The sequence below is a fragment of the Paenibacillus sp. ov031 genome (assembly GCF_900143165.1).
Classification (GTDB): domain Bacteria; phylum Bacillota; class Bacilli; order Paenibacillales; family Paenibacillaceae; genus Paenibacillus; species Paenibacillus marchantiae.
Window position 1 is genome coordinate 165,328 of the sequence record NZ_FRDO01000008.1, and the last position, 19,091, is coordinate 184,418.

Annotated in this window: 18 protein-coding genes; 5 read left to right on the forward strand and 13 right to left on the reverse strand. The window is 48.3% G+C overall.

Going from position 1 to position 19,091, the window contains the following annotated elements; all coding sequences use genetic code 11:
- Positions 1 to 58: 58 nt before the first annotated feature.
- Entirely contained in the window at positions 59 to 1,357 is a 1,299-nt protein-coding gene (locus tag BUA17_RS26180) for an aminotransferase class I/II-fold pyridoxal phosphate-dependent enzyme (protein ID WP_063566077.1), read from the forward strand.
- 283 nt (positions 1,358 to 1,640) lie between these two features.
- The gene (locus BUA17_RS31375) at positions 1,641 to 1,778 is read left to right on the forward strand and encodes a hypothetical protein (RefSeq protein ID WP_162842448.1); all 138 of its coding nucleotides are present in this window, start codon (positions 1,641 to 1,643) and stop codon (positions 1,776 to 1,778) included.
- 159 nt (positions 1,779 to 1,937) lie between these two features.
- Here the strand turns inward: BUA17_RS31375 and BUA17_RS26185 are convergent, their stop codons facing one another.
- The 5 genes from BUA17_RS26185 to BUA17_RS26205 all read right to left on the reverse strand — a co-directional run bounded on the left by BUA17_RS26185 (position 1,938) and on the right by BUA17_RS26205 (position 6,812).
- On the reverse strand, positions 1,938 to 3,155 hold the full coding sequence (locus BUA17_RS26185) for an ABC transporter permease (protein WP_072735466.1): 1,218 nt from the start codon (positions 3,153 to 3,155) through the stop codon (positions 1,938 to 1,940).
- A 2-nt stretch (positions 3,156 to 3,157) separates the two neighbouring features.
- Complete coding sequence (locus BUA17_RS26190) at positions 3,158 to 3,910, reverse strand: ABC transporter ATP-binding protein (RefSeq protein ID WP_072735467.1); 753 nt, start codon at positions 3,908 to 3,910, stop codon at positions 3,158 to 3,160.
- 27 nt (positions 3,911 to 3,937) lie between these two features.
- Entirely contained in the window at positions 3,938 to 5,311 is a 1,374-nt protein-coding gene (locus tag BUA17_RS26195; RefSeq protein WP_072735468.1) for a DEAD/DEAH box helicase, read from the reverse strand.
- A 212-nt stretch (positions 5,312 to 5,523) separates the two neighbouring features.
- On the reverse strand, positions 5,524 to 6,297 hold the full coding sequence (locus BUA17_RS26200; protein WP_063566081.1) for an SDR family NAD(P)-dependent oxidoreductase: 774 nt from the start codon (positions 6,295 to 6,297) through the stop codon (positions 5,524 to 5,526).
- A 56-nt stretch (positions 6,298 to 6,353) separates the two neighbouring features.
- Entirely contained in the window at positions 6,354 to 6,812 is a 459-nt protein-coding gene (locus BUA17_RS26205) for a chemotaxis protein CheX (protein ID WP_063566082.1), read from the reverse strand.
- Between the two features lie 447 nt (positions 6,813 to 7,259).
- On the opposite strand from BUA17_RS26205, the gene BUA17_RS26210 reads away from it, so the two are divergent.
- A complete protein-coding gene (locus BUA17_RS26210) occupies positions 7,260 to 8,162 on the forward strand; it encodes a LysR family transcriptional regulator (RefSeq protein ID WP_063566083.1) in 903 nt (300 codons plus the stop codon).
- 32 nt (positions 8,163 to 8,194) lie between these two features.
- Entirely contained in the window at positions 8,195 to 9,004 is an 810-nt protein-coding gene (locus BUA17_RS26215; RefSeq protein ID WP_064635735.1) for a histidinol-phosphatase, read from the forward strand.
- A gap of 474 nt (positions 9,005 to 9,478) precedes the next feature.
- On the opposite strand, the gene BUA17_RS26220 is transcribed toward BUA17_RS26215, so the two are convergent.
- The 6 genes from BUA17_RS26220 to BUA17_RS26245 all read right to left on the reverse strand — a co-directional run bounded on the left by BUA17_RS26220 (position 9,479) and on the right by BUA17_RS26245 (position 15,767).
- On the reverse strand, positions 9,479 to 10,111 hold the full coding sequence (locus BUA17_RS26220; protein ID WP_082934958.1) for a GNAT family N-acetyltransferase: 633 nt from the start codon (positions 10,109 to 10,111) through the stop codon (positions 9,479 to 9,481).
- Between the two features lie 177 nt (positions 10,112 to 10,288).
- Complete coding sequence (locus BUA17_RS26225; protein WP_072735469.1) at positions 10,289 to 11,023, reverse strand: metallophosphoesterase family protein; 735 nt, start codon at positions 11,021 to 11,023, stop codon at positions 10,289 to 10,291.
- Positions 11,024 to 11,062: 39 nt separating this feature from the next.
- Positions 11,063 to 12,004: a metallophosphoesterase gene (locus BUA17_RS26230; protein ID WP_072735470.1), complete on the reverse strand. Its 942-nt coding sequence runs from the start codon at positions 12,002 to 12,004 to the stop codon at positions 11,063 to 11,065.
- A gap of 177 nt (positions 12,005 to 12,181) precedes the next feature.
- Positions 12,182 to 12,946, reverse strand: coding sequence for a succinate dehydrogenase iron-sulfur subunit (gene sdhB, locus BUA17_RS26235; RefSeq protein ID WP_063566087.1), 765 nt, complete (start codon positions 12,944 to 12,946; stop codon positions 12,182 to 12,184).
- Positions 12,947 to 13,312: 366 nt separating this feature from the next.
- A complete protein-coding gene (sdhA, locus tag BUA17_RS26240) occupies positions 13,313 to 15,055 on the reverse strand; it encodes a succinate dehydrogenase flavoprotein subunit (RefSeq protein ID WP_063566088.1) in 1,743 nt (580 codons plus the stop codon).
- A gap of 43 nt (positions 15,056 to 15,098) precedes the next feature.
- Positions 15,099 to 15,767 (reverse strand): succinate dehydrogenase cytochrome b558 subunit, encoded by a 669-nt coding sequence (locus tag BUA17_RS26245; protein WP_063566173.1) that lies wholly within the window; start codon positions 15,765 to 15,767, stop codon positions 15,099 to 15,101.
- 312 nt (positions 15,768 to 16,079) lie between these two features.
- Between BUA17_RS26245 and BUA17_RS26250 the strand changes: the two genes are divergently transcribed.
- Positions 16,080 to 17,003, forward strand: coding sequence for a LysR family transcriptional regulator (locus tag BUA17_RS26250; RefSeq protein ID WP_063566089.1), 924 nt, complete (start codon positions 16,080 to 16,082; stop codon positions 17,001 to 17,003).
- Between the two features lie 50 nt (positions 17,004 to 17,053).
- Here BUA17_RS26250 and BUA17_RS26255 read toward each other — a convergent pair whose 3' ends face one another.
- Positions 17,054 to 17,725: a potassium channel family protein gene (locus tag BUA17_RS26255; RefSeq protein WP_072735471.1), complete on the reverse strand. Its 672-nt coding sequence runs from the start codon at positions 17,723 to 17,725 to the stop codon at positions 17,054 to 17,056.
- A gap of 17 nt (positions 17,726 to 17,742) precedes the next feature.
- On the reverse strand, positions 17,743 to 19,083 hold the full coding sequence (locus BUA17_RS26260) for a TrkH family potassium uptake protein (protein WP_090810609.1): 1,341 nt from the start codon (positions 19,081 to 19,083) through the stop codon (positions 17,743 to 17,745).
- Positions 19,084 to 19,091 lie beyond the last annotated feature (8 nt).

Consider the following 19,091-nt stretch of genomic DNA (forward strand, 5'->3'; position numbering starts at 1 on the left):
AGGCAAGGTGTTATAATGTTAGGCAGTTGAATCCCAAAGACTTGGAAGGATGAAAAGAATGAATCCACTGGCTGAACAGTTGAACGAAAGTATTCAGGCAGGCAGCAGTCACGTCTACTCCATGCTGTCGCAGCTCGGCAAAGAAATCTATTTTCCAAAAGAAGGTATCTTGAGTCAGTCTGCTGAAGCAGCAAGTCTGGCCAAAACCTACAATGCTACGATTGGTATTGCTCTGGAGGGCGGTGTGCCGATGCACCTAGCTGTTATTCAGGATAAGCTGTCCGCATACCAACCGAAAGATTTGTACCCTTATGCTCCGCCTGCAGGGAAGCCTGAGTTGCGGACCGTATGGAGAGACAAGATGCTGAAGGAAACACCTTCCCTTGAAGGTAAAACATTTGGTAACCCCATTGTGACTAACGCATTAACTCATGGACTGAGTATCGTAGCCGACCTGTTCGCCGAAGAAGGGGACGCTGTTATATATCCGGATAAAAACTGGGAAAATTATGAGCTGACCTTCGGAATTCGTCGTCATGGCGAGTTAGTTCATTATCCCCTGTTCGATGATCAATTGAACTTCAACAGTGCTGGCCTGCTCGAAGCGTTGCTTGCGCAGAAGGACAAAGGCAAAGCCATCGTGCTGCTGAACTTCCCGAACAACCCGACAGGTTATACGCCTGGAGCCGAAGAAGCAGATGCAATCGTGGATACGATCCATCAAGCGGCTGAGGCTGGTGTGAACGTCGTTGCTGTGACAGATGATGCCTACTTTGGTCTCTTCTTCGAAGATTCCATTCACGAATCCCTGTTTGGCAAACTGGCGAACCTCCACCCACGTGTGTTAACTGTCAAAGTTGACGGTGCCACGAAGGAAGAATTCGTATGGGGCTTCCGCGTTGGATTCATCACGTACGCCCATGAAGATGCTGCAGTTCTCCATGCTCTGGAGCAAAAAACACTCGGTATTATCCGGGCAACCATCTCCAGTGGTCCGCATCCTTCCCAAACTTTTGTATTGGATGCGCTGAAAGCACCTGAGTTCGAGGCACAGAAGCTGGAGAAGTTTGAAATCATGAAAGGCCGCGCCAACAAAGTAAAATCCATCCTCGATAGCGGTAAATACGGTGAGGTATGGGATTACTATCCGTTCAACTCCGGTTACTTCATGTGCCTGAAGCTGAAGGATGTCGGCGCAGAGCAGCTCCGGACCCATTTGCTACAGAAATACGGCGTCGGTACGATTGCGCTGGGTGAGGCGGATCTGCGAATCGCCTTCTCCTGTATTGAAGAATCCGGACTGGAAGATCTGTTCGACACGATCTATCGTGGAGTTTTGGATCTACAGACAACTTAATTTATATGCAGTAATGCTAATCCAAATAAATAAGTCAGGGAGCGGACTTGCATCCGTTGCCTGACTCAAATACGAACCCCTTTGTATCCTGATGAATGTCTCTCGATATAAAGGGGTATTTTGTGTTCCGCTTTGAAAACGTGTGGCTATCTTGACGGGCAAAGGCCCAAAACGATGAATTTTCAGGCTCTACCGGGCAACGGCCCAATCAGCCTATCCCCAAAGCACATAATATACGATGTACGCAAGGGCGTGCCCAACACCACTTGAAAGGGGAATGACCATGTCTGGAGTAGTTGAAGAAACAAGAGGCGGTTATGGATGCGGCGGTTACGGTTACGGAGGAGGATTTACAAATACAGGTGCCATTCTCGTTCTGTTCATCTTGCTCGTCATTATCACAAAATCATTCCTCTGTTAGTTCATACGTCCTCACCAGGAGTCGGAACAAGGTAAGCTGACTGTAGCACAAAGAAGGGTATTCCGGGATACAGCTCGGAATACCCTTCTTTTGTTATGTTACGCAAGCGTCCCTAGTCGGCGTTGCCATTGAACGTTAACTAGTCAGACGCCCAACCGTTCATTCATCCTCTTCTTCCTTCAACCACTTGTTACCCTGAGAACGTCGCATCAAGTAGATGACCAGCACACCAAGGACCAGTGCTGCTATGGTCATGCTCAGTCCACTCCATCCCGCAGCCAGCATCGGCAACCACATAAGCAAAGCAACCAGCGCATGTAGATTCGAGATGAACCCTAGCACCTGGGATCGACGACTTTCTCCCGAGATGGGATAAATCATAATCCAGAACGATTCACCATGACTGCGACGCAGTGCACCCAGTTGCACACCCACAAGCAGCAGGAAGAACAGGTATACACCAATCCCGAAATAACTGCCTGCCGTCCACCAGGACAGCAGCATGCCCAGTACAACCAAGCGCACAACGATAGAGAACACTTCAGTTCGGATGAACGTTTTGGTGATCAGATAGCGGTAGGCTTTCCCTGCGTTCCACGGGAGGCCACTCCCCCATTTGCTGAGCCAGCGGCGAGAACTTACTTTTTGGCCTGATGAAGGCACATCTACGAACCATCCCAGCGTGCGCATCACTCGTCCAGCCTGGCCCTGCTCCACCTGAATGAGACGGTCCCATGAAACCCGATGTTTCAGAGGGATACGCAGAGCAACGATATAAACGACGGCCAGCAGCAGCAGGAACCAGATACTGCGCTGTGGAGGCTGCCACAACCAGGCGGCAATCGCCAGTATAGCCAAAGCCCATCGGAGCAAACGATATCCTCTAGCGGCACCGATTTGCACCATGCGTAGTTCTTGCCAAGCCCCATAGCTCGATAACCCTTTCCACAACAGAAGAAGCAGGATAAACCAGCCAAATGGCCTTGCATCCTGATCTGCTCGAACATAGAGCGGCCACAACGTTACAAATACGAGCAGCATACCCAAGGTTTTATAGATAATGCCACGAGCAAAGCTGTTTTTCAGATATTCGTGCATCCGATATTCCTGCGGACGTAAAAATACGATGTCTGCCGGATGCAGATATGTACGATAGCTGCTAAACAGCACCAGTGGCGCCAACAATAGCAACGTTATCCAGCGAATCGGAAATCCCTCCGGAATGTGCTGTACAAACGATGTATACCAGGCGGAGAACGCAATGACGAGAAATAAGAACACCATGGCTACGCCGCTCTGAATGACATAACCCAGATAAGGAAGAATTCCATTCCAGAATCCAGTGCGTCTTTGCTTCCATAACTGCTTGAGATCCATGCTTAATCCCTGCCTTGTACAAGGGAATAGAACATATGCTCCAACGTGGCATCCGATTCCCCGAATTGAGTACGCAGCTCATTCAGCGTCCCTTGAGCAATGACCTGTCCTCTGTGCAGGACAATAAAACGGTCACAGTAATTTTCAATGGTGGACAGAATGTGTGAACTCAACAAAATGGATGATCCCGAAGCCTTCATTTCAAGCATAAAATCAAGCAAAGAGCGGATTCCGAGGGGGTCAAGTCCCAGGAAAGGCTCATCAATGATATAGAGTGGCGGACCTGCCACAAAGGCACACATGATCATGACCTTTTGCCGCATACCTTTGGACAGGTGGGTCGACAGACTGGTACTTTTCTCATTCATGCGGAACAAGTCGAGCAGTTTCTCCGTACGCTTTTTGAAATCAGCCTCAGAAACGCCATATGCTCTGGCCGTAAACTCCAGATGCTCCATGACTGTCATCTCGTCGTACAGCTCAGGAGATTCCGGTACAAAGGCCATGGCGGATTGATATACCTGTGGATCTTCGTCCCGCTTCTTGCCCATGACCCGCACTTCTCCCTGTTGAGGAGTCATCAATCCTAAAATATGCTTCATCGTAGTACTTTTGCCAGCACCGTTTAATCCGATCAGTCCGACCATTTCTCCGCGTCCAACTTCCAGATCGATGCCGTGGAGGACCGGCCGCTTGGCACTGTATCCTCCGCTTAGCCCGTTGATTTTCAATACGGGTGGTTGAACGTTATCCATCTATCCCTGCACCTCTTTCGTCAGGTTTTATTCTTCAGAGCGTGGCTCTTTACCTTTGCTCCATTTAGGAGCGCCCTTGTTCTTACGATCCTGGTCCCGTTCTGTTCTGCCTGTATTGCCAGCTGGCTTGCCGCCCGCCGGACGTTGATTCGAAGCAGCAGTTCTGGCGCCGCCATTGCGGCTGGCCTGACCAGGTTTACGATCCCGGGACTGCCCTGGTTTTCTGGAGAAAGAATGTCCTTCAGGCCGCGTATCCGGACGCGGATCAGCCTCCAGCACTTTACCCCCGAACAATACACGTTCCGGCAATTCGATTCCAAGTTCCCGCGCAAACTTGCGCATAATGAAAATTTGCGTTTCGTCCACGATCGACAACACGATACCACTGCGACCCATACGACCTGTTCTTCCTGCACGGTGAACATAATGTTCCGAATCAAATGCAGGGTCATAGTTAATGACCATCGGCAAACCCTCAATATCCAGTCCTCTGGCTGCAACCTCGCTCGCGATCAGCAGTTGCAGTTTCCCGTTACGGAAAGCGGATAGCACGTTGCTGCGGGTCACTTTGTCAGCATCTCCATACAGCGCAGCTGCCGAGAAGCCCAGATGATTCATTTTCGCTTCAACCTCGCCAATATCCTCGGTAGCATTCACAAAGACGATGGCACGATCCGGGTTATACTGTCTAACCAGACGGCGCAGCATATCAATTTTGTTGCGGTTTTCTTCTACAAAATAAAAATGCTCAAGTCCCGCCGCAGTTGCCCGGTCCGGTTCAATTCCGATCTGTACCGGCTCTTTCATCTCCCGCTTCGCAAGTCCAGCAGTGTGCTCATCAATCGTTGCTGACAAGAAAATAAGCTGACGGTCGCGCAGGGCACTGCGCAATACGAAGTCCACGTCACTTACCCCGCCGAGCTGGAATACCTGGTCTGCCTCGTCAATAACAATCGTGGAGACATTGTGCATTTTCAGCTTTTTCAGCGTGATCAATTCCTTCAGACGTCCTGGCGTTCCTACAACCAGTTCCGGGTGTTCACGCAGCTTCTCGATCTGACGTTTTACTGCGGCGCCGCCAATTAGCCCCAGAACGCCAATTTTGCGTTCTTCTCCATATCGCTGTGCTTCGCGGACAATCTGCATCGCCAGCTCTTGTGTAGGAGCTATGATGAGCTTCTGTGTCCCTTTTACATCACTTTTGATGGATTGCAGCAGTGGCAGCAAATAGGCGAGTGTCTTGCCTGTTCCCGTCTGCGATTTTGAAACCACATCGCGACCTTCCAAAATAACCGGGATTGTCTGTGCCTGTACCGGTGAAGGTTCGTTGATGCCATGTCTGGCGAGTACAGCCTCAAGATCCTGTTCTACGCCAATTGAAGCAAATGTTTGATTCGTCATGTATGTCCATCCTTTAAATTTATTCGTTTTGATGCTCTAGCCCTGCTTGTACTAATAAAACCGAAGCCTGTCATCACATTACCTTTCATTATATGCGAAAAAAGCCTGCGGACCAAATCTTATTCATGAAACATGTCTTTGCACACAAAAAAAAGAAAAGCCCCTCGGCGGAGCCCTTCTTTTATCCGATATATGATGCCCATTGTTGCATCTTACTTCTGATTCATTACTCCGTGCGACAGCCTGTCAGCGAGACGCGGAAATAGCTGATACAGCCACACTCCAGCCGAAGCCAGTCTGGGCAGATTCACTTCTTCCTTGCGCTTCTTCATCGCCCGGATCATATGCCCCGCAACCTCTTCCGGCTTCAGCATCATCCAGCGTACATTATTAACATAGTTGCCGGAGGGGTCTGCCCGTTGGAAGAACGGTGTATCGATGGGTCCGGGATTAATGGTCGTTACCGTGACTCCGGTCTTGCGAAGTTCCTGGCGCAGGGCATTGCTGAAGCCAAGTACGGCATGTTTGGTTGCCGTATATGAAGCGGATTTTGCAGTTCCGATCTTGCCAGCCATGGAAGCTACATTCACGATTTGCCCTCTGCCTCGTTGTAACATCTGCGGCAGCACTGCCTTGGTGCAGCGAACAATGCCCATGTAATTAACGTCCATCATCTCATCGAATTCCTGCACAGACATATCCGTCATCGCTGCAAATTTTCCGTAACCAGCGTTATTCAGCAAAATATCGATTCGTCCGTATTTCTGCAACATCGCATCCACGGCTGTCTGAACTTGCTCAGTATTCGTTACATCTAACGTGAGTAGTTCATGTTGCCCTTTCAGCGAAGCACCAATCTCTTCCAGCTTGTCCCGCGAGCGGGCAGCCAGAATCGGGATGGCTCCTTCTTCTATCAGCATCTGTGCACAGAGCGCACCAATTCCGCTCGACGCACCTGTGATAAAAACAACCTGATCTTTCAACATACCCGATGTCCTCCCGTATTGAACACATATTGCCCCAAGAGGCGTATGGTTCTATTCTACGAGATCATCACTTGAATATCCATCTCACCGATTCCGTCCATCAGCAAAGGAATGCTCAATGCCTTCGTTGCACTAAAAGAACTCACGTATTCAGAATTCATCACTTGTGGAGGTGTAATATCAACAACGACACCCTGATTGGACAGGATGGTACTTGCATTGCCGCTAATCATATTGCCAAGTTCAGAAATAGCACTTTTACTCATTTCGTCCATTTCTGTAATGACAAAGCCGCCCATCATGGCAGAAACGATTTTCAATGCTACCGACTCTTGTATTCCAAACACGATGTTTCCGCTCAGTTGTCCAGTCATTCCGATCACGATCCAGACATGGTCTGCAATGTACTCCACATTTTTCACGCCAAGACTCCCGGTGGAAGGCGAAACCTGGATGAGCTGTTCGAATACGTTCCGTGCGGATTCCAGGAAAGGATTAATCACTTCCGCTTTCACTGTCTAATGTCCCCCTTACACTGGGTTATTGGTCACACACCAAAAGTCCCATATTCAATAAATTTATTATACTTTATCACGTACAAGAATTCACCAAGAATTCGGTAAGGCATGTGTACTATAATTTATCGTCATCCGCGGGGCAAATGTTTATAGCTGATTCTAGCGAAAAAACGAGGCTTTTCGCATCTGTTGCAAGAACAATTGCCATAGAGAGGCATGGCAAAAGGCATTTAGGACTTTTTTACTGTTTCTTAAAATGTTAAAAATTTAATTTCTTGAAATAAAATTAATTTCTCGTTCTAATGGACCTCCCCAAATCCATGATGTTCCCTTCATTGCCCTGCTGTCCTGAATCACCTATAATTTAAGGAACGGAACAATGACCAGTTACGGGATTCCACCTATGGATAGACAGAAGACATTTTACGTGCAAGGAGGCCATACATGAATATCAGTCAACTGGAGACGCTGATTACCATCTCGAAAACGATGAGTTTCCGCAAAGCCGGAGAACTTCTAAATCTGACTCAACCCGCCGTCTCGGCCCAGATCAAGAGCTTGGAGGATGAATTCAGAACCGTTCTTGTCGATCGGAACCAACCGGTCACCCTCACCGATCGCGGACAGGTATTTCTTCAACATGCCGAACGTATGCTGGACATCGTGGGGGAGCTGAAACAGAAGCTGATGGATCTCGATGAGACCCCTCAGGGACATATCAGACTCGGTACAACCACATCCATTGCCATTCAGATTTTGCCACGGGTCTTATCCTACTTTCAGGATCAATTTCCACTCATCAAGACCAGTATCCAATCCCTGCCTTCCTCCCAGATCTATACCCAGGTCGAGAATGGTATGGTCGATATCGGTATCGGTTATCTTACAGAGCGTAATCCTAACCTGAATACGTCTGTGCTGTATTATGATACTTTCGAGCTTGTGGTATCTCCTTTCCATCCACTGGCGAAGCAAAAGCATGCCGCGGTGGATGTCCTGCGCAGCACACCTCTGATCTTGCTATCTCCGGATACAGTGGGGCGCCGCTTTACGGAAGGCATTTTCAAAAAACATAATATTGAGCCCAATATCGTTATGGAGTTGTCAAGTAGCGAGGAAGTAAAACGGATGGTTGAGATTAATCTCGGGGCAGCCGTTATATCCAAACAATCCGTTGCCCACGAGTTGCGGCAAGGCACACTGCGCATGATTCCACTGAGTGAACTGGAAGTCAGTCACCCTGTCGGAGTCATTTACAAATCAAGTCGTTATGTGAATTCGGCCATGCAGCAATTCCTGAGCGATCTCAAAGGCATGCCGGAGACCCAGTTCATCAGTTCAGAATGATAAATGAGCCATGAGAAAGGAAGGATTTCCATATGAAATTTGATCTTCACACCCATCATTTTCGTTGTGGTCATGCAGACGGCAATATTCGCGACTATATTGAGGCAGGTATTCAATCTGGACTTCAGGTCATCGGTATCTCAGATCATACACCTTACTTCGGTAGTGACGAAGAACAGGCTTTTCCCCGGATCGCGATGGGCAAGTCGGAATTGCATCATTACGTGGAAGAAGTACTGGCTCTGAAGGAAGAATACGCGGGCAAAATTGATGTGCTGCTTGGCATTGAATCTGACTATTTCCCCGTCCATGCCGATTTGTATCGCAATACACTGGGGCAATATCCTTTTGATTATATTATTGGTTCAGTTCATCATACGGAAGATGTCAGCATATTCAACAAAACCCGCTGGAACGGATTAAGCAATGCACGTAAGGTTGAAGTGAAAGAGAGTTACTATGCTTTAATTCGGCAATCAGCCCGAAGCGGAATGTTCCAGATTCTCGGACATATTGATGCCATGAAAGGAAATTATCCACCTTTCTCGGATATTATCGCGGATCAAGCCATCGATGAAACGTTGCAGGTCATTGCAGAATCGAACGTGGCTATTGAAATTAATACATCGGGTAAAACCAAACTCAGTGGGGGCTGGTACCCTTCCGATGCCATTCTGGAGCGTGCGCATCATTACGGAGTTAAAGTGACCTTCGGATCGGATGCCCACAAACCGCAGCGTGTTGCTGATGAACTGGATGACGTTCGTACACGTCTGCAAGAGATTGGATTCACCGAATGGGTATACTTCAAGCAGAAACAAATGCAAGTTGTACCGTTTTAAACATAGAGCACCACAATAGCCCTCACGGCGGCGTAAAAAAACGCTGTGGGGGTTTTTCTTTGTATCCTAATATAAAAAAAGATGTTATATACGTTCAAATAAATATTTACACAATAATGGAAAGTAGTTCTGTCATCGGAGTGTTGGCGTAGAAATTCCATAGTTAAACTTATACAGACAAAAAAAATGAACCCGCTAAGCGCGGGTCCCAACAGCATTATCTATTATCAAAAAGGGGGTCATGAGATAAGTTTACCCGCTGTCTGTTAGAGTTCAATTGCAGCTATATTTCATTTGTGTAACAAATAATTGAAGTTCGTTTCAAACCTCTGCTGTTTCATTTAATTTCAGCATTTTGCATAATTCGACCCAACTCGCTTCCGAGTAAAAAAATAGACGAATAGAAACATTTCGATCTATATTTTTCTGATTGAAATACGCTCTTTGGATTTATGCAATATACTCTATTCTATGTTACTCGTGGTTGTCGGATACCAACGTTTGCAGGCGATTTTCCCAATGAGAACGGACATGCTGTTCACGATAGAGACTATACACCTTAACATCCAGCAGGGTTTCCGGCGTCTCACCATCCTCATGATTCAAAACAAACGAGGGCAGGGTCCGTTCATAAATCATACCGCTTTTACAAAGAACCCGTTCGGATGATACATTTGCCTCGTAACAGCGGGCTTCTACTTTACACAAATTAAGCTCGGCAAAACCGAATTCCAGCAAACGCTGCACTGCCTCAGTCGCGACTCCCTTACCCCAGCAGGACCTGTTCAGAATATATCCGATCTGTGCGGTACCATTCTGGTCGTTCCAATGCTGGAATGAAGTGATGCCGATGATCTGTTCGCTGCCTTTCCAGCAGATGCCGTAATGCAATGAATCCAGCTTGGCACTGCTGCTGCGGATCTGATTCAATAATCGCCGAGCCCGGATTGGCGTGGGCTGACTCCCCCTGTTTACATAACGGATCACCTGCGGGTCGGAAAACAGCTCCGACAACGTGCTGTAATCACTCTGACGTAATGATCGAAGAACAAGGCGCTCTGTCCATAAAGCAGGCAATCCTTGGCCCAGCATTTTTCGGGTCAGCATGACAATCGCTCCTTTTGCCTAACGGGTTCTAGTCCGGTAAGACAAGCATGCTCTGAGGATGATCCGGCGCAAATAAAATACATGGATAAACAATAACATCACTATACTCCACAATACCCGCTCAGTAGCCCGAACATTAGTATGCCAATTCATTACAGCGGTTTATTCCTGACATAACTAATCCGTTTGCAGCCCGCGATAAACGCCTGTACGAAGCTCTCGGATATAAAAATCAAGCGAAGGCACCTGAGCCTGCTGAGCAATCTCTACTTCCTGCTCAATATCATAAGGCACCCTTACAAATTGAAGGTTGAACGGGGTGTTCCGATCGTTGCTGTTCTCTCCTTCAAGAATACAGTAAGAAGCCTGGGTAAAATCAAGCGGGTTACCCACGCTGCCTGCATTGAACAACATTTTTCCATTCATAAATTGCAAGTATGCATTATGCACATCCCCATATCCCACGACATCCGCCATACCAAGCTCAGGTTCATCTGCCGGAGGATCGAACATGGCCAACCTCTTCTCAATCTCATCCCACGGCTGTACACGGTGATATACACTTTGGGGAGATGCGTGCACCAGACGGATCGTACGACCACTCAGCTCTAATTGGTGGCTAAACGGCAAGCTCTCCAGATATGCCAATCGCTCCTTACCCAGCCGCTTCGCTTGCCAAGTAAAATTCTCATTGTCCTGATTAACCGCAACCAACTCATCCCAGTTGCCACGGATAACTTGCTCACATGTCTCTCTCACCAGATCAACAACCTGTACTGGATCAGGCCCCTTGCCAACGAGGTCGCCAAGACAAAAGATTCGCTTCAATCCGCGACTCCGAATATCTTTTAATACCGCTTTCCAAGCAGTCATGTTGCCATGAATATCGGATACAATCGCAATTCGTTCCATCTGGCTAACCTCCCTTTATGCTCTATATTCTTTATGTTGTTAACCCTTTAGTTCAAAAACCGTCAATTCCGGCCTGCACAAAAAGCGAATCGGCAGTTGGGTCATGCCAAAGCCTCGGTTCACATAGACTGGCATATGCTTATCCCCAGCGTAATATAACCCTTGAATATACTTGAGTGAACCTCTTGGTGTAGTCAGTGCCCCAATCCAAGGAAAACGCACCTGCCCGCCATGACTGTGTCCCGAGAGCTGTAGTCCGAAACCGTAAGGTGCTGCAATGTCTGCATAATCGGGCTCGTGCATAAGCAGCAGTTTCCAGACCTCTCTACTCAATCCCTTGATTGCTACAACAGGATCAGGTCTGCCCGTAAGAGCGTCATCCAGACCTGCTATCGCGATACGTGAATCCCCTCGTTCAATCAGAACATGGCTGTTTCGAAGCAACGTGAACCCGGCCTCTTTAAACATCAGCTCCACTTCATGCTGCTGCTGGCCTCGATAATCATGGTTCCCCAATACGGCATATTTGCCATACTTCGCTTGCATTGATGCCAGTGCAGGAATACATTCACGCATCGGTTCTGCTTCCCGTTCAACCATATCACCGGTAAAACAAATCAGATCAGGCTGCTGTTCCCTTATCGTTTCAGCCAGCTTCTCCATTTGTTTCAGCCCCGTATGGAATCCAAGATGAGCATCACTGAACTGAATCACACGCAGTCCCTCAAATGCTTTTGGAAACTTGGGCAGTTTCAACTCAACGTGCTTGATCTCCAGATGACGAGGCTCCCATAACCAGGCATATCCTCCTGTGAGTATACTGGCACTCGCCGTCATTAAGATCATGCGCAGCAAAAAACTGCGCCGGGAGGGATCATGATCCTTTTCCTCTCCGGGAAAAATGGAGTCCTGCGAATCAGATCCATTCTGTGAGCGCCGGGGCGGCGAGATCTTGCTGCCCTCACGCGGTGTTTCTCCCATGCGTCCCCCTCCTTCTTCCGCTACAAATCCATCCCCTTAGTATACCATATTCTGCATGACTAGCCCGGTTCCTTTGCGAGTACAGAAAAAGAAGCCGGGATCTTAGGCTATATGTGCCAAGGATCACGACTTCTTCTAATGGTGCAGATCCGAAGTTCTGCATTAAATATGACTAGATTACACACCCAACCAGCGTTTGAACATGTGTTTGGTTGTTTGTTTGTTCATTTCGGCAATGGAGGTAGTCAACGGAATACCTTTTGGACAAGAGCGTACGCAGTTCTGCGAGTTACCACAGCCCTCAATACCTCCGTCTTCCATAAGTGCTTCCAAGCGGTCTTCAGCGTTCATCTCCCCTGTTGGGTGAGCATTGAACAGACGTACTTGAGAAAGAGCTGCCGGACCGATAAAGTCTGTTTTTTCATTCACGTTCGGGCATGCTTCGAGGCATACACCACATGTCATGCATTTGGACAGCTCGTAAGCCCACTGACGCTTCTTCTCAGGCATCCGCGGACCTGGACCGAGGTCATAGGTACCATCAATCGGAATCCACGCTTTAACCCGTTTCAGGGCGTTAAACATCCGGGTACGGTCGATGACGAGGTCACGAACCACCGGGAAGGTTTTCATCGGTTCGATGCGAACTGGCTGTTCGAGCTTGTCGATCAGGGCTGCACACGCTTGACGCGGCTTGCCGTTGATGACCATGGAGCATGCTCCACAGACTTCTTCGAGACAGTTCGATTCCCAGCAGACCGGGGCAATGGACTTGCCTTCTGTATTAACCGGGTTCCGCTGGATCTCCATCAGGGCGCTAATAACGTTCATGCCGGGACGGTATGGAAGCTCAAACTCTTCGTTGTACGAAGATGACTCCGGGTTGTCCTGACGGGTGATGATAAACTTGACGGTTTTTTTTGCTGTAGCTGTGTCCGTCATATCGTTGTCCCCTCCTTTGGTGACGATGATTGGTGTTGCTGATGCGCAAAGTTACTCTTTTGGTGCACGGGTGGCGCTCCGGCAGCGGAATGCCCTTCTGATCGCTGTTATCCCCGGATTTTTTTTATCAACCCTTCCCAGGGTTAAAATCCGGTGATAAAGGCGAGCGCTTCGCTTCTTCTGGGCATTTCCGCTTCCTCCGTTACGTCGTGCACGCAGGGTCACTTTGCTGGAAACTGCACTCCATTCATTCTGGTGGCAGTAACATTGAGAAGCTCCGTGTACGCTTTGCCTCTATGTGTCTAGTGCTTTTCCGTTAAGATGCTAAGTCTTTATCTTTATGAATAGACCGAAATTTCGCTTTACTTAATCCTTCGAGTAGTCCCGGATCCGTGGTGGGATCAGGGAAACGTCTACAGGCTCGTACGAAATTTTTGGACCTTCCTTCGACCAGCTTGCGATCGTTGTTTTCAGGAATTCCTCGTCATTACGTTCGGTGAAGTCTGGTTTGTAATGCGCTCCACGGCTTTCGTTACGCAGCAGTGCGCCCAAAGTCATCGCTTCTGCCAGTTCAATCATGTTCCACAGCTGACGGGTAAATGCTGCACCCGGGTTGTTCCAACCGGAAGTGTCGTACATGTTGATTTTGCCGTAACGCTCTTTCAATTCCTTGATTTTGCCGATGGTCGCTTCCAGCTTATCGTTGTAACGTACCACCGTCATATTCGCCGTCATCCACTCGCCAAGCTCTTTGTGAATGACATAGGCATTTTCATTGCCCTGCATGTTCAGGATGCCTTCGTATTTATCGGTTTGGCGCTTAGTATAACCTTCGAATACGGAAGAACTGATATCTGCGGACGATTTTTTGAGTCCTTTGATATATTCAACTGCTTTCGGTCCAGCTACCATACCACCGTAGATTGCTGATACCAGGGAATTTGCACCCAGACGGTTCGCACCATGATATTGGTATTCACATTCACCAGCTGCGAACAGTCCTGGAATGTTGGTCATTTGGTTATAATCTACCCACATGCCGCCCATGGAATAATGGACTGCCGGGAAAATTTTCATTGGGATTTTACGTGGGTCATCCCCCATGAACTTCTCGTAGATCTCAATGATTCCGCCGAGCTTCACATCCAGCTCCTTCGGATCTTTGTGTGACAAGTCCAGATATACCATGTTCTCGCCGTTCACGCCTAGGCCCATATCCACGCAGACGCTGAAAATTTCACGCGTCGCGATATCACGCGGAACAAGGTTACCGTATGACGGATATTTTTCTTCGAGGAAGTACCAAGGCTTACCGTCCTTGTACGTCCAGATCCGTCCACCTTCACCACGAGCCGATTCGGACATCAGACGCAGCTTGTCATCGCCTGGAATGGCTGTCGGGTGAATCTGAATGAACTCACCGTTCGCGTAATTTACACCTTGCTGATACACCGCACTTGCGGCAGTACCTGTATTGATAACCGAGTTGGTTGTTTTACCGAAAATAATGCCTGGGCCGCCGCTCGCCAGAATAACTGCTTCAGCCGGGAACGTCTGTACCTTCATCGTTTTCAGATCCTGTGCTACAATGCCGCGGCAGATGCCTTCGTCATCAATAACCGCCTGCAGGAACTCCCAGTTCTCATACTTGGTCACGAGACCGGCCGCTTCCCAGCGACGCACCTGCTCATCCAATGCGTAGAGCAATTGTTGTCCTGTCGTTGCACCGGCAAACGCTGTACGGTGATGCTTCGTTCCGCCGAAACGACGGAAATCAAGTAAACCTTCCGGTGTCCGGTTAAACATTACGCCCATCCGGTCCATCAGGTGAATGATGCCTGGTGCGGCTTCACACATCGCTTTGACTGGAGGCTGATTCGCCAAAAAGTCACCGCCGTATACTGTATCGTCAAAGTGTACCCATGGGGAGTCGCCCTCACCCTTGGTATTTACCGCACCGTTGATACCGCCTTGGGCACATACGGAGTGGGATCTTTTGACGGGAACCAGTGAAAATAAATGAACATGGACTCCGGCTTCAGCCGATTTGATCGCCGCCATCAATCCCGCGAGACCTCCGCCCACAATAATTACATTAGATGATGCCATTGCTGTTCACTCCCTTATAAGTCAGCATTTAAAGTCCAAATGCTTAAATCAGAACTGTCTTAACTGCGTCAATCATCGAAGTGGCTACCTGGAAATCCATGCTCCGGAAAGCAAGCAACGATACAATAAACATGATGGCTACGATAGCAAACAAGCTCATGCAGATGTAGGAAGATACACGCTGCGCACGCGGACCGACGGTAATTCCCCAGCTAACCAGGAACGACCACAAACCGTTGGCAAAGTGATAGGATGCCGCAACCACACTGATCAGATATAAAATAAACGTTACCGGGTTCATCACGATGCCATGTATGACACCGCCAAGCTCTTCGTGTGTGACATTCCCCAGCGCAACCTGGAAACGAGTCTCCCAAATATGCCAGATGACGAACACAAACGTAATGACACCGCTGACGCGCTGCAACGTATAGCGCCAGTTGCGCTCATTGCCAAAACGTCCCACGTTAGGCTTGGCCTGATAGGCAATGTACAAACCATATACACCGTGATAGAACAGCGGCAACCAGATGAGAAGCGTTTCAAGTACAATTACGAGCGGCAGGCCATTCAGAAATGCAACTGCATCGTTAAAGCCTTCTTTGCCGCCTTCAACTGCCGAGAAGTTCGTCACCATATGCTCAATGAAAAACAGACTGAGCGGAATGACGCCAAGCAAGGAGTGCAGCTTTCTGGAGTAAAACCCTTTCATAAAATGTCGATCCCCTTTCGCTAAATACAACGTTTTCATAAATAAAATTCGCTTATCATGACACAAACCTTTCCCAAGGAAAGGTTCGACAAATTGTTCCGTTTTCTTCAGGTGTGAACAACTTGTGTCACGATTCATGTTACTCCTTTTTTTCTTATAAGGGAATTGCAATATAATTATTAAATGTTATAACCTATAGGTATAAGTTATAAACATCGGTCGTGCAGGCCATACAACATGGAGAAATATTTGACAAGGAGATGCCTCACGCAAAGTACGTTCATACGTTCATTAGAAAAGAGGTTAGTGCTCATGTTCGAGGAATTAAACGCTTTTGCGGCGGTTGTAGAGCAGTCCAGTCTGAACCGTGCATCGAAATTGCTGAATCTGTCACAGCCCGCGCTGTCTCGCAAAATCTCCAAATTGGAGGATGAGCTCGGCGTGGCGCTCTTTCATCGCCGTGGTAAACGACTTGAATTAACCAGCGTAGGCCAGTTCGCCTATACTTTCGCGGTAGAGCAGAAACAGCAGCAACAAAAATTTCTGACCATGCTGGCCCAGTACAAGGACGAAGAACAAAGCTCCATTACGCTTGGAGCCAGTCTGACAACGCTTCAAACCACATTGCCACCGCTGGTAAATGCCTTTATGGAGAAGCATCCGAACGCGGAAATCAAGCTGGTGACGGGGAAAACACATGAAATCGTCTCTTTTGTCCGGGATAAAAAAGCCGATGTGGGCATCGTTGCCTCTTCTATAAGTGAAGCCGGGCTAAACTGTGTGCCGCTCTTTGATGATCATCTGGAGCTGGTTGTACCCCTAACGCATCCCCTATCGGGTAAAGAAGCCGGAATGGAACATTTGCAAGATCTGCCGATGATTACGTTCTCCAAAGGAACCTGGTATCGCAAATTGACCGACGATCTGTTCCAGCGCTGCGCCGTGATGCCGGATATTCGCATGGAGATTGATTCCTTTGAAGCGATTGTCCGTCTTCTGCCTACCTGCAAAGCAGCAGCCCTGCTGCCCAAGTCGTATCTCCGGCCTCAATTGCTTGCGGACAATGATCTCGTCTCGGTATATCTGCCGCAACTGCAACAGACTCGGCGAACAACCTGCATGATCTATGGGGAAAAGGAAGACCTCAGCCAAACCTCCAGACAGTGGGTCAGGGAAACGGCTGCGCTCTTTACAGCAAAGGCGCCGCTGCCCTCACGGAGGACTACGACGCCTTAGCATTCATATTAATCAGCCGAGCTCAACGCTCTGCTTTCATAGACTCAGCTCTAGCTCTCTTGGCTGATCACTTCTGCCTCAAAACGGTCAATGTCATCATTCATGCCGATAATCACCATGATATCACCCATCTGAAGCGAGTCCAGTGCAGTCGGGGCAATGATAACCCCGGCTTCCTTTTGCAGAGCTACAATACTGCAACCAAAACGTACTCGAGCATTCAGAGTGGACAGCGTTTTATTATGCAGACAGGCTGGAACCTTCATCTCCACAATACTGTAATCATCGGACAATTCGATATAATCCAGCAGATTCGGGGTGACGAGCTGATGGGCAACCCGAATTCCCATATCACGCTCAGGATAAACGACACGATCGATCCCCAGCTTGTCCAGTGCCCGTCCATGAAGGACTGAAATGGCTTTGGCCACAACTGTTTTTACACCGAGTTCCTTCAGTAAAATAGCAGTGAGAATACTGGTCTGGATATCAGCCCCAATGGCAACAACACAGCAGTCAAAATTACGGATGCCCAGGGAGCGCAGCACTTCCTCATCAGTTGAATCCGCGACGACGGCATGGGTGACCAATTCACTCATGTCTTCGACGACTTCTTCATTTTTATCGATACCCAGCACTTCATAACCAAGCTCCATTAATTCCTGTGCCAGACTGGAGCCAAAGCGCCCTAGCCCAATTACCGCAAACTGCTGTGTTTTCATTGTTCTTCACGAACCCCTTATCCAATAATCATTTTGCCTTCCGGATACCTGTACAATTCTTTACCCTTTTTCTGTCCGAGTGCATACGCGAGCGTAATTGGTCCAAGACGTCCTGCAAACATGGTGAAACAGATCAAAAGCTTGCCGATCGTGGTCAGCTTCAGTGTAAGCCCCATAGATAAACCAACGGTACCGAAGGCGGATGTCGTCTCAAATAATATCATCAAAAAACTGCTGTCTTCCGTCGTACTAAGCACCATCGTAACGGCAATAATGAGCAACAGGGCAAGCAGTGTAATCGTCAGTGCTTTGAAAATGCGTTCTTGTAGGAGCCGATATCTGAAAAAGACGATATCTTCCCGTCCCCGCATCATGGCATAGACAGCTCCGGCCATAATCATGAATGTGGTTGTTTTAATGCCGCCTCCAGTAGAACCGGGGGAAGCACCAATAAACATTAATATAATGATGAAAAATTGCGTTGCCTGTCTCAGGCCAGCAATGTCTACCGTATTCGCCCCTGCTGTTCTTGGGGAAACCGACTGGAAGAACGAACCGAGAATTTTACCACCCCAGTTCAAACCACCCAGTGTCCGGGGATTGCTGAATTCAAAAACAAAAATAACCAGTGCGCCAAATACGATTAACAAACCTGTCGTCAGCAATACCACTTTGGAATGCAGCGAAAGCTTCTTCGTCCTCCGATACTCCACCAGATCAGATAGAACGACAAAACCGATACCGCCTGCAATAATCAGGAACATGGCAGTAAAATTCACGAGTGGATCATACACATACCCGGTTAAGCTGCGGAATTCCCCGAACATATCAAACCCAGCATTGTTAAACATGGAGATGGCATGCCAATATCCATAATAGATGGCCTGCCCCATTGGCATATCAAACGACCACCGAATGGCGAACAACGTGCCACATATGCCTTCCAATATGAGCGAGTAGATCACAACTTTGCGAATAAGACGGACAATCCCCTCCATCGTACTCTGGTTCATCGCTTCCTGCAAAATCAACCGCTCACGCAGAGAGATCCGCCGTTTGAATGCAATCGCCACCAGTGTCGACATCGTCATAAAGCCAAGACCGCCAATTTGAATCAGGATTGCAATTATAATCTGACCCAACGTCGAAAAATGAGTACCGGTATCCACCACAACCAGCCCCGTTACACAGACTGCAGAAGTCGCAGTGAAGAGTGCATCAATAAAAGGAAGGCTGACTCCGCTTCGACTGGATGTCGGGAGCATCAACAGAAGTGTCCCGAGCAATATAATACCCGCGAACCCTAGGACCAGAATTCGGGGTGGCGATAGACGCATCCATTGAACATTCATTTTCACTTGAGTAT